This window comes from Streptomyces sp. NRRL F-4489, from assembly GCF_001509485.1.
Lineage (GTDB): Bacteria > Actinomycetota > Actinomycetes > Streptomycetales > Streptomycetaceae > Streptomyces.
This window is the reverse complement of the sequence record NZ_LLZI01000053.1, coordinates 1-11,060: the sequence shown is the minus strand read 5'-3', so window position 1 is coordinate 11,060 and position 11,060 is coordinate 1. Positions and strand designations below refer to the sequence as shown.

The window sequence follows — 11,060 nt, the reverse complement described above, 5'->3', positions numbered from 1 at the left end:
CCCCTGCGGGTACGGGTGGCGGTGCGGTGGGTGGCGGTGCGGGCGCGGGCGGCGGCGCCACGGCGGGAGGCGGCCCGGAGGTTGGCGGAACTGGCTCGTTCGGGCCTGTCGGCGCGGCGAGCGTGCAGGTGGTGAATACGTTCAACAACGGGACGTTGCCGTTCCTGCCGGATGACGCGGTGATCGAGGTGCCGGCCGGGGTGGGGCCCGGGGGCCCCTCCCCCCTCCCCCTCCGCCCCCTCGCCCCCCTGTTCGCCGGACTGGTCGCCAACGTCACGGCCTATGAGCACCTGGCTCTGGAAGCCGCGCTCAAAGGCGGCCGCGACCGGGTCTTCGCGGCACTCCTCGCCCACCCCCTGATCGGCCAGATCGACTACGCGGACCGGCTCGCCGACGAGCTGATCGCACACAACCGGGAGCACCTCACGTGGGCCTGACCGCCACAGCGCTCGCCATCGACGCGGGCAACAGCAAGACCGACGTGGCCCTGGTGGCCGCGGACGGCAGCGTCCTCGGCCGGGCCCGCGGCGGCGGCTTCCAGCCCCCGGCCAACGGCCCGTCCCGCGCCGTGGACGACCTGGCTCCGCTGATCGCCGCGGCCCGGGCCCAGGCCGGCCCGGCCGGCGACGGCCCGGTCGCCCACCTGTCCGCCTTCCTCGCCAATGCCGACCTCCCCATCGAAGTCACCCGCCTGACCGCCGACATCACCTCCCGTGGCTGGGCGGACACCGTCACCGTCCGCAACGACACCTTCGCCGTGCTCCGCGCCGGACTCGCCGACGACGCCGAGCAGTTGGGCGTCGCGGTCGTCTGCGGCGCGGGCATCAACTGCGTCGGGCTCGGCCGCGGCGGCGCCACCGCCCGCTTCCCGGCCATCGGCCGGATCTCCGGCGACTGGGGCGGCGGTTCCTTCCTCGCCGACGAAGCCCTCTGGCACGCGGCCCGCGCCGAGGACGGCCGCGGCGAACCCAGCGAACTCTCCCGCGCGCTCCCCGCCCACTTCGGCCTGACCACCATGCTGGAGCTGATCGAGGCCCTGCACCTGGGTCGGCTCCCCGCCGCCCGGCGGCACGAACTCGCCCCGCTGCTCTTCGCCGTCGCGGCGGCTGGCGATACCGTCGCCCGCGCCCTCGTGGCACGCCAGGCCGAGGAGATCGCCCTCATGGCCACCGTCGCCCTACAGCGTCTCGGCCTCCTCTCCGAACCCGTTCCGGTCATCCTGGGCGGCAGTGTGCTCTCCGCCCGGCATCCGCTCCTCCACAACCACCTCACCCAACTCCTGGCGGAACGGGCTCCGAAGGCCGTCCCGCACGTCCTCACCGCGCCCCCGGTCCTCGGCGCCGCCCTCGCCGCCCTCGACCACCTCACCCCCCGCCCCCCGCAGGACTCCTACGAGCGGCTGCGGGCGGAGTGGGCGGCGTAGGAGGGGATTAGGCGGGTTGGGGACGAGGACGGGGCACCGATCCGGGGAAGGCGACGCCTGGCTGGGGCGTGACGCCACCCAGATCGAGAGCCGCTGAGACATGCCCCGCGAGAGACCGCAGAGGCGTAGCCCATCGATCCGAGGCCCGGCGATCCATCCGGGACACGGCACCGATCCGGGCCATCCCGCCTGACGAACTCGCGGGCCCGGAAGCCCAGCGGGTTCCCCGCACCCGCCGCACCGGCCGCGCCCAACGCACCAGCGCGCCCCACGCACCCGAGGCACTCAGCGCAGCCCACACCGCCCTCGCGCCCGATGCACCGGCGCCCCTACGCCCCGACGCACCGGCGCCCCTACGCCCCGACGAAACCGTCCCTCGCGGGCACGCCATCGGTGATCCGGCATGTTCCGGTCGCGCGGCGGTCAGCCCACGTGGACCCAGTCGCCTCTTCTGGTATCCGTGCGTTCGCCGGGGGCGAGGAGGAGGTCGGGGGGCGGCGGGGAGTGGTCGCGTTCCGTGAGGATGGTGAGGGGGCGGTCGGTGTCGTTGTTGACGGGGGTGGGGGACCCGTCGGGGGTGTGGAAGAGGGGGTAGGTGCCGGCCGGGTTGATGTAGGTGGTGTTGCCGATGGTGAGAAAGCCGCTGGCCGCGGTGGGGATTTCGGGGAAGGCGGGCGGCGGGTCGGTGACGGCCCGGGTGAGGGGTGTGAGGAGTCGGGTGAGGTGACGCATGACGTGCCTCCGTGGCTCGGTGGTTGGCGGGAGGCCAACCTTTCGTCACTGAGCGTAGTAGCCGAGGGAGATTTCGTCAGCGGCGTGAGGGAGTGAATCGGGGGCGCGGGCTCGCCGATGTGCGCCCCTATCGCTCAGCCGCCCTCACACCTCCCGGCGTCTGCGTCAGCGAACACGTCAGCGACCGTCTCGATGGAGGCCCGGCGTCTCTCCCGCACGCTCAAGCCCGTGCCCGTGCCCGTGCCCGTGCTCAAGCCCACGCCCGTTCCCCGCCCGCGCCTCCGCCGATCGGATCCGATCTCAGACGTCACCCCTCCACCGCGTCCGCAACCGCCCACCCTCAGCAGCCTCAGCCCCCACAGCCTCTCCCCTCTCCCTCAGCCCCCTCAGTCATCCAGCGGCAGCGCCAGATCGCGGACGTGGCCCGCGAGGAGGAGGACGGCGGCGTCGACGGCGGCCTGGGGGTCCTGGGCGCGGATGGCGTCGGTGAGGCGGGCGTGCGGGTCGGTGCGGGCGGCGTCGGCGGTGTCCAGGCAGGCGGCGCGGCGCAGTTCCTCGCGCAGGGCGGCGCTCAGCGAGCGGTAGATGTCGGCGAGGACGGGGTTGGCGCCGGCCTCGGCGACCAGGACGTGGAACTCGGCGTCGGCGGCGGTGAACGCCTCGCTGTCGCGGGCGGCGAGGGCGGCCTTGCGGCGGGCCAGGGCCGCCTCGATGCCGGCGAGCTGCTCGTCGGTGCGGTGCTTGGCGGCCTGGCGCGCGGCGACCACGTCGAGGCCCTGGCGGACCTGGGTGACATGGCTCAGCTCGGCGCGTTCCAGGCGGCGGCGGAGGGCGACCGCGCTGTCGTCGTCGGAGATCACGAACGTGCCGTCGCCCTGGCGGGGTTCGAGGAGGCCGGAGTGGACCAGGGAGCGGACGGCCTCGCGGACCGAGGCGCGGCTGACGCCCAGGGCCTCGGAGAGCGCGCTCTCGGGCGGGATGCGGCTGCCGACGGGCCAGGTGCCGTTGACGATCTGGCCGCGGATCTCGTCGGTCGCGGACTCCACGAGCGACACCCGGCCCTTGCGGACGGCCTGCACTCGATCACTCCCCTTCTCGGTCGCCTGATGTCCGGCGACTCCGCCGTCCAGGGTAATGCGGTGGCGGCCGGGCCCGCCCGGTTGCCGGAGGGCGGTGCAGTCGGCCCGTTTAGAGGTGCGGGCCGGGCCGGGTTTGCTTTGGTGTTCCGAACAAGATCGGGTCAAGTGCGGTGTGGTGGCGGGGCGCCGCGGACATACTGACGGCCGTGCGCCCGTTCCCGAGGCGCCGGGCGCGGGGCCGTCCCGCAGTCAGCGAACAGGGGGTGGTTCGTCGATGTCGTCGGTGTCGTCCGCATCGTCCGTGGCGTCCGCTTCCCCGGTGGCGCCGCAGGAGCCCGGGCCGGGCGGGGACGTCCTGGTGGAGGGGCGGCCGGCGGTGCCCTCGGGGCGCCGGCGGACCGCGTGGGCCGAGGGGCTGGACCAGTTGCGGGCGGCCGCGACGACCGAGCCGGGGAGGCTGCGCGCCATCGGGGCGGTGCTGGCGCTGCTGGTCCTGGTGTTCGGGGCGGCCACCGCCTGGCAGGTGTCGGACCGGGCGGCGGCGGCCCGGGACGTGGTGGCCCGCAGCCAGCTGCTGGCCTCGGACGCGGCGCGGGTCTACGGTTCGCTGGCGGACGCGGACACCACGGCCGCCGCCGGGTTCCTCGCCGGGGCGGTGGAGCCCGCGGCGACCCGCCAGCGGTACGCGGACGACCTCGCCACCGCGTCGCAGCTGCTGGTCAAGGCGGCGGCGAACGCGCGGGCGCCGGGAGCGGCGGACGGCGCGGCGGACCCGGCGGCGGCGCAGATCGCGCGGCTGAACGAGCTGCTGCCCCGGTACGCGGGGCTGATCGAGACCGCCAAGGCCGACAACCGCCAGGGGCTGCCGCTGGGCGGCGCCTATCTGCGGTACGCCAACGAGCGCATGCGGTCGGAACTCCTGCCCGCCGCCCGGGCGTTGTACGAGGCGGAGACGGCACGGCTGGCCGCCGATCAGGAGCGGGCCATGGCCTGGCCGTGGTGGGCACTGACCGCGGGGGTGATCGCCATCGGGGCGCTGGTGTGGGCGCAGCGCCGGCATTACCGGCGCACGCACCGGGTGTTCAACCGCGGGCTGCTGGCGGCGACGGTCGCGTCCGTGGCGGTGCTGCTGTGGCTGGTGGCGGGGCATGCGGTGGCGCGGGCGGGGCTGGGCGACGCCGCCGGGCACGGCGCCCGGTCGCTGGGGGCGCTCAACGCGGCCCGGATCGACGCGCTGCGGGCGCGCGGCGACGAGAATCTCACCTTGGTGGCGCGCGGCGCGGTGCTGACATCCGACCAGAAGGACTTCTACGAGGTCGGATTCCGGGACCGGATGCGGGAGTTGGCGGGCGCGGAAGGGCAGGGTGGGGAAGCGTCCGGGGGTGCGCTGGGGGCGGCGCTGGCGGTGGCGGACGACGAGGCGGGGCGGCGCCCGGTGCGGGACGCGCTGGCGGCCGTCCGGGAGTGGCGGGAGCGGCACGCCGCGGCGCGGGCGGCGGACGACCGGGGGGACTACGAGCGGGCGCTGAAGCAGGTGATCGGCGGGGACGGGTCGACGGGGGCGTCGTTCGACCGGGTGGACGGCGGGCTGCGGCGGGCGCTGGAGTACGAGCAGGAGCGGTTCCGGGCGGCGGTGGACGGCGGGCGGGCGGCGTTCGGCGGGCTGGCGGTGGGGGCCGGGGTGCTGGCCCTGGTGGGCGCGGCGGCCGCGGTGCTGGGTATCGGGCGCAGGCTGTCGGAGTACCGGTGAGGGGGTTCGGTGGGATGGGGACGCGCGGGCGGGGGCTGCGGAATCTGCGGGCCGTGCTGGCGCCGGTGGCGGCGGGCATGGCCGTGATGGCGGCGGCCGCGGCGGTGCTGGTGCCCGCGCTGGGGCGCGGGTCCGGCCCGTTGGAGTCCGGCCCGTTGGCGCCGGGGGACGGTCCCGGCCCGGTGGCGGCGCACGGGGTGTACGGGCCGGGGCGGCCCCCGGCGGCTCCGGCGGCGGCGCGGTGCACGCCGGACACCGCGGCGGCGAGCCTGCGGCCGTCCCCGGCGGACGGCCCGGCGGTGGAACGGATCCGGGAGAAGGGCCAGTTGGTCGTCGGCGTGGACCAGAACACCTACCGTTGGGGGTACCGCGATCCGGGGACGGGCCGGCTGGAGGGCTTCGACATCGACCTGGCGCGGGCCATCGCGCGGGACATCCTGGGGCCGGACGCCAAGGTCGTCTTCCAGGCGGTGCCGACCAACCAGCGGATCCCGGCGGTGCGGCAGCGCACGGTCGACATGGTCGTGCGGACGATGACGGTCAACTGCGCGCGCAAGGAGCAGGTGGCGTTCTCCACCGCGTACTTCCAGGCGGGGCAGCAGGTGCTGGCCCCGAAGGCGTCGCCGGTGACGGCGTTCGACGATTCGCTGCGCGGCAAGCGGGTGTGCACGGCGGCCGGTTCGACGGGTGAGGCGGAGCTGTCGCGGCGCAGCCACGGGGCGCGCGTGGTGACGGCGCCCAATCAGCTCGACTGCCTGGTGCGGCTCCAGTTGGGCGAGGCGGACGCGGTGGTGACGGACAGCGCGCTGGCCGCGGCGCAGGCGGCGCAGGACCCGACGGTCGAGCTGAAGGGCAAGCCGTTCACCGACGAGTCGTACGGCGTGGCGATGAACAGGAACGACCCGGATCTGGTGCGCCGGGTCAACAAGGTCCTGGAGGACTACCGCCGCGGCGGGGACGACAGCCCGTGGATGCGGGCGTACCGGAAGTGGCTGCAGGCCGATCTGCCCGGTATACCGGGGCCGCCGTCGCCGGAGTACAGCGACTGAGGCGACGGGCGGCGTCCGGGGGCCGGCGGGGTGTCCGCCGGGTCACTATGGAGGGGCCGGCGAAGGGCCGGTACGGGGGCAGGGGGAGCCGAAGGGTCCGGCGGGGAGCCGGGCCGCACCAACCGCCGTGCACGGTACGCGTATGGGAGAGGTGAGCGATGGGGGTCCCTGGACCCTTCCCCGGCTCGGCGGGGAGGCCCGATGCCCCGGTGCTGGACCGGGAGGAGGTGGACCGCGCGCTGGCGCGGCTCGGCGCCGAGTACGAGGCGCTGGAGACGTCGCTGCTGGCGCTGCAGGACCACGCCGGCCGGCGGCTCCTGGAGGGCGCCGAGCTGTCGGGCGTCACCAAGGAGCGGTGGGCGGAGGCGGAGCGCTCCATCGCGGTGCTGTGGGCGCTGTTCGACGCGTATACGGAGGTGCTGGAGGCGGCCCGGGAGGTGCGGGCGCGGCGGCGCTGGCCGTCGGCCGGCGATCTGGCGGAGCTGTCGGAGCTGCTGCGGGACGGCGGGGTGGCGGTGCCGGCGGAGGCGGGCGGCGCGCCCGGGGAGCGGATCGGCCCGGCCGAGCTGGTGGCGCGGATGACCGGCCTGTACGCGCGGTCGCTGGATGTGATCGTGGCGGCGGACGCGGTGTGGTCGGCGCTGCCGGCCCGGATAGACCTGCTGGCCGAGGAGTTGCGGCGGACGCGGTCGCTGGCGCATTCGGTGGGGGTGCGTCCGGGGGAGCATCCGGCCGGGGACGACCTGGAGCGGATCACCGGGGAGCTGGCGCGGCTGCGGGAGCGGGTGATCGCGGATCCGCTGGCGTTCTGGAAGCCGTCGCCGGAGGGGAGTTCGGCGCCCGGCGGGGGCCGCCCGGACACCGACCGCTACGACCGGGCGGCGCGGGCGCTGGAGGACATCCGGCGGGAGATCGCGGCGGTGCTGGACGTGCGGCAGGACGCCGAGCGGCGGCTGATGCTGCTGCGGGACGTGCTGTCGCGGGCGGACCGGACGCTGACCGAGGCGCGGCAGGCGCGCGGGGAGGTACTGGCGAAGATCGCGGCGTCGGAGGTGCCGGCGGTCAGCGGCCCGTCGACGGCGCTGCACGAGCAGCTGGCGGCGGCCGCGGAGTACCGCCGGCGGGCGCAGTGGCACCGGCTGTCGCCGCTGCTGGACTCGCTGGAAGAACGCGCGGAGGAGGAACTCCGGCGGGCCCGCGAGTCGTTGACAGCGGTGACGGCGCCGCTGGCGGTGCGGGCGGAGCTGCGCGGCCGGCTGGACGCCTGCCGGGCCCGGGTGGCGCGGCAGGGCCTGGCCGGCGATCCGGTGCTGGTGGAGCGGTACGACATGGCGCGCCGGATGCTGTGGAGCGCACCGTGCGATCTGCGGGCGGCGGAGCAGGCGGTGTGGCGTTATCAGGAGGCGGCGGCGGAAGCGCTGGTTCCGGAGCAGCGGGACGGCCGGGAGGGGTGATGGCGGAGCGGGACGGGGGACGGTGCCAGCGCCGGGAGTGCGCGGGGCACTACGAGGACGTCGGCGGCGGTGAGCTGTATTGCGACGTCTGCGGCCTGGCGCCGGTGGTGTCGGCGCGCGGGCTGCTGTCGGCGACCGCGACGGTGCTGACGCGGCCGGTGGACATCGGCGGGGCGACGGTCGCCGCGCCGCCGCCGAGCGGGGCGCGGGCCCGGGGGACGGCGGGGACGCACGTCCCGGGGCAGCCGGCGCGCGGCCGGTCCGCAAGCGGGCCGGGGCGGCGCCCTGTGGTGCGCGGCACCGGCGGCGGCCCGGCTTCCGCGTCCGGGAGCGGTTCGGGGGCGTCGCACGGGCGGCTGGGCGCCGGCCTGGTGGCGGTGCCGCAGGTGGCACCGCGCGATCCGCGGTCGGTGGTGCTGGAGCGCCCGGAGGTGCCGGAGCGGAAGCGGTTCTGCAGCCGCGGCGAGTGCGGGGCGCCGGTGGGGCGGGGCCGGGACGGGCGGCCGGGCGAGGCGGAGGGGTTCTGCACCAAGTGCGGCCATCCGTACAGCTTCGTACCGAAGTTGCGCCCCGGGGAGCTGGTGCACGGCCAGTACGAGGTCGCGGGCTGCCTGGCGCACGGCGGGCTGGGCTGGATCTATCTGGCGCGCGACCGGGCGGTCGACGACCGGTGGGTGGTGCTGAAGGGCCTGCTGGACACCGGTGACGAGGAGGCGCTGGCGGCCGCGGTGTCCGAGCGGCGGTTCCTCGCCGCGATCGAGCATCCGAACATCGTGCGGATCTACAACTTCGTGGAGCACCTGGACGGTTCGACGGGCAGCCGGGACGGCTACATCGTCATGGAGTACGTGGGCGGCACCTCGCTCAAGGATGTGGCCAACGAGCGGCGCACGGCACAGGGGCGGCGCGATCCGATGCCGGTGGAGCAGGCGTGTGCGTACGGCATCGAGGCGCTGGAGGCGCTCGGCCATCTGCACGCCCGGCAGCTGCTGTACTGCGACTTCAAGGTCGACAACGCCATCCAGCAGCACGACCGGCTCAAGCTGATCGACCTGGGCGCCGTGCGGCGGATGGACGATCACGTCAGCCCGGTGTACGGCACGATCGGCTATCAGGCGCCGGAGGTCGGCGAGGTGGGCCCGTCCGTCGCCTCGGACCTGTACACCGTGGCCCGGACGCTGGCGGTCCTCACGTTCGACTTCCAGGGCTACACCAACGTCTTCGCGGACTGCCTGCCGGATCCGGAGCACATCGAGGTGTTCCGCCGCTACGAGTCGTTCTACCGGCTGCTGGTGCGGGCCACCGACCCGGATCCGGGCCGCCGGTTCGGGTCCGCACAGGAGATGGCCGAGCAGCTGACAGGGGTGCTGCGGGAAGTGGTGGCGCTGCGGACGGGCGAGCCGCGCCCGGCGCCGTCGACGCTGTTCGGCCCCGAACTCCGCGTGGTGGGCACGGAATTGATCCCTCCGCTGACCGGTGACGCCTCCCTGCTGGGCGCCCGCCGGGCCGGCCGCCGGCGCCCCCGGCGCGAGGCGGCGGACGAGCCGGGGCCCGGGCCCGGGCCAGGGGAGCCGCTGCTGCGGCCGCTGGACGCGGCGGGGGCGGCGCTGGCGCTGCCGGTGCCGCTGCCGGATCCGGACGACCCCGGCGCGGGTTTCCTGGCCGGACTGCACGCCGCGTCGTCGGCGGAGCTGCTGGCCGCCCTGCGCGCGGCGCCCGACTCCCCTGAGGTCCGGCTGCGGGCCCTGCGCGCCCGGCTGGAACTGGGCGCGGGCGGGCCGCCGGGGGGCACCGGGGCGGACGGGCAGGTGCCGGGCCCGGGCCCGTACGCCGGTGCGGCCGCGGGACCGTACGCCGACGTCGCCACGGATCCGGCCCCGCTCACGGACCCGTACGCCGACGTCGCCAAGGGCCCGGCCCCGGAGCTGGACCCGTACGCGGACGGCGACGGCGACGACGGCGACGAGGACGGACCCGGTGCCGGGGATTGGCGGGTGGTGTGGCACCGGGGGCTGGCGGCTCTGGTGGCCGGGGACCACGAGGGCGCCGCGCTGGCCTTCGACGCGGTGTACGACGCGTTCCCCGGTGAGCCGGCGCCCAAGCTGGCGCTGGGCCTCGCCGCCGAGCTGCTGGGCCAGCCGGCCACCGCGGCGGAGTGCTACCGCCTCGTGTGGGCGACCGACCGCGGTTATGTGAGTGCCGCGTTCGGGCTGGCCCGGGTGCGGCTGGCGGCCGGCGACCGGGCCGGCGCGGTGGCCGCCCTGGAGTCCGTACCGGAGTCGTCGATCCACTACACCGCCGCCCGGGCCGCGGCGGTCCGGGCGCGGCTCCGGCACCGCTCGCCCCGGGAGCCGCTGCTACCGGATCTGCGGGCCGCGGCCCAACAGGTCGAGGCGCTCGCCGAGTTCGGGCTGGACGACCGGCGGCGGGCCCAGCTGGCCACCGAGGTACTGGGGACCGCCCTGGACTGGGTACTCTCCGGGGGCCACGGCGACGGGCCCGGCACCCCGGGGCGGACCCCCGGCGGGGCGCCTGACGGGACGCCCGGCGGGACTCCGCCCGGTATTCCCGGTGGTGCTCCGGACGGTGTCGGGGACGGCGGCGGGCCGGACGGCGCGTCCGGACCGGCTTCCGCGCGGCAGCGGCCGGTGCTGCTCGGCAGTCCGCTGGACGAACGCGGGCTGCGGTTCGGGCTGGAGCGCTCGTACCGCCTGCTCGCGCGGCTCGCGCAGCGTGGTGAGGAAAGGATCGAGCTGGTGGAGCGGGCCAACCGCTTCCGCCCCAGGACGTGGGTGTGACATGGGTGTGACTGGGCCGTCCCGGTGCCGGAGCTGCGGCGAGCCGCTCGCCGCCGGGGACAACTACTGCGGGCGGTGCGGCGCCGAGCCCCGAGCGGCGGGCGGCTACGGCGCGCCCCAGGGGCCGGAGGCCGCGCCGCCGTACGCGGCCCCGGCCGGCCCGGCGGGACCGCCCCCGCCGGACCCCACGACCCGGCTGCCGTACGCGACTCCGGCGGCGCGGGACGCTGCCGCGGCCCGGCCGGCCGACCCCCGGGTGGTCGGTTACGAGGCGGTCGCCGACGCCGCCGCCGGGACCGCGCCCCGGCCCGGAGCGGAATCCGGCGGACGGGCCGCGGACGGTCCCGCCGCCGGGGGCGGGCAGCCTGCGGGGGAGGCAAACGGAACGTCCGCCGGAGTCGGTCGGCCGGCGGCGGAACCAGGCGGAACGGGCGCCGAGTCGCTCGGAGGAACGGCCCCTGGCGGAACGGCCCCTGGGGGAACCGACGCCGCCCCCGGGCGGCCCGCCGCGGCCCTGGGCCGGGCCGCCGCCGATCCCCGCCGGCCCGCCGGGACACCGGACGCAACGGCCGCCGACCCCTGGCAGCCCGCCGGGGCAGCGGACGCAGCCGCCCCCCCCTGGCAACCCGCCGATCCCGGGCAACCGGCCGACCCACCAAGCGGAACGTCCACCGACACCCCCACCGCCCCCCAGCCCACCCCCACCCCGCCCGGAACCGGAACCGGAACCGGAACGGGCACGGGCACGGGCACGGGAACCGGACCGGCACCCACC

General features: G+C 76.6%; 7 protein-coding genes and 1 pseudogene. 6 read left to right on the top strand and 2 right to left on the bottom strand.

The window, feature by feature from the left end; genetic code table 11:
• Together ADL22_RS06900 and ADL22_RS06895 are read left to right on the top strand one after the other, a co-directional pair.
• Positions 1-437 (top strand): annotated as a pseudogene (locus ADL22_RS06900) (hypothetical protein); the annotation flags it as partial.
• Positions 428-1,423: an N-acetylglucosamine kinase gene (locus tag ADL22_RS06895; RefSeq protein WP_066974766.1), complete on the top strand. Its 996-nt coding sequence runs from the start codon at positions 428-430 to the stop codon at positions 1,421-1,423. The pseudogene ADL22_RS06900 and the gene ADL22_RS06895, both read left to right, overlap by 10 nt.
• Before the next feature lie 423 nt (positions 1,424-1,846).
• On the opposite strand, the gene ADL22_RS06890 is transcribed toward ADL22_RS06895, so the two are convergent.
• Together ADL22_RS06890 and ADL22_RS06885 are read right to left on the bottom strand one after the other, a co-directional pair.
• On the bottom strand, positions 1,847-2,155 hold the full coding sequence (locus ADL22_RS06890) for a hypothetical protein (protein ID WP_066974765.1): 309 nt from the start codon (positions 2,153-2,155) through the stop codon (positions 1,847-1,849).
• A 386-nt stretch (positions 2,156-2,541) separates the two neighbouring features.
• Positions 2,542-3,234: a FadR/GntR family transcriptional regulator gene (locus tag ADL22_RS06885; RefSeq protein ID WP_066974763.1), complete on the bottom strand. Its 693-nt coding sequence runs from the start codon at positions 3,232-3,234 to the stop codon at positions 2,542-2,544.
• Between the two features lie 274 nt (positions 3,235-3,508).
• On the opposite strand from ADL22_RS06885, the gene ADL22_RS06880 reads away from it, so the two are divergent.
• The 4 genes from ADL22_RS06880 (at position 3,509) to ADL22_RS06860 (ending at position 10,285) form a co-directional block, all read left to right on the top strand.
• Positions 3,509-4,984 carry a hypothetical protein gene (locus tag ADL22_RS06880; protein ID WP_079063894.1) on the top strand — a complete coding sequence of 492 codons (1,476 nt, stop codon included), beginning with the start codon at positions 3,509-3,511 and terminating at the stop codon, positions 4,982-4,984.
• 14 nt (positions 4,985-4,998) lie between these two features.
• Entirely contained in the window at positions 4,999-6,033 is a 1,035-nt protein-coding gene (locus ADL22_RS06875; RefSeq protein WP_066974761.1) for a glutamate ABC transporter substrate-binding protein, read from the top strand.
• A 158-nt stretch (positions 6,034-6,191) separates the two neighbouring features.
• Positions 6,192-7,487, top strand: coding sequence for a hypothetical protein (locus tag ADL22_RS06870; RefSeq protein ID WP_066974759.1), 1,296 nt, complete (start codon positions 6,192-6,194; stop codon positions 7,485-7,487).
• The gene (locus ADL22_RS06860) at positions 7,487-10,285 is read left to right on the top strand and encodes a serine/threonine-protein kinase (RefSeq protein WP_079063893.1); all 2,799 of its coding nucleotides are present in this window, start codon (positions 7,487-7,489) and stop codon (positions 10,283-10,285) included. The genes ADL22_RS06870 and ADL22_RS06860 overlap by 1 nt, the downstream gene beginning before the upstream one ends.
• Positions 10,286-11,060: the final 775 nt, after the last annotated feature.

What these genes read in the sequence shown, in the direction of transcription:
- ADL22_RS06875 (WP_066974761.1), top strand. Translation starts at nt 4,999, where the DNA reads ATGGGGACGCGCGGGCGGGGGCTGCGGAATCTGCGGGCCGTGCTGGCG.
- ADL22_RS06890 (WP_066974765.1), bottom strand. Translation starts at nt 2,155, where the DNA reads ATGCGTCACCTCACCCGACTCCTCACACCCCTCACCCGGGCCGTCACC.
- ADL22_RS06880 (WP_079063894.1), top strand. Translation starts at nt 3,509, where the DNA reads ATGTCGTCGGTGTCGTCCGCATCGTCCGTGGCGTCCGCTTCCCCGGTG.
- ADL22_RS06870 (WP_066974759.1), top strand. Translation starts at nt 6,192, where the DNA reads ATGGGGGTCCCTGGACCCTTCCCCGGCTCGGCGGGGAGGCCCGATGCC.
- ADL22_RS06860 (WP_079063893.1), top strand. Translation starts at nt 7,487, where the DNA reads ATGGCGGAGCGGGACGGGGGACGGTGCCAGCGCCGGGAGTGCGCGGGG.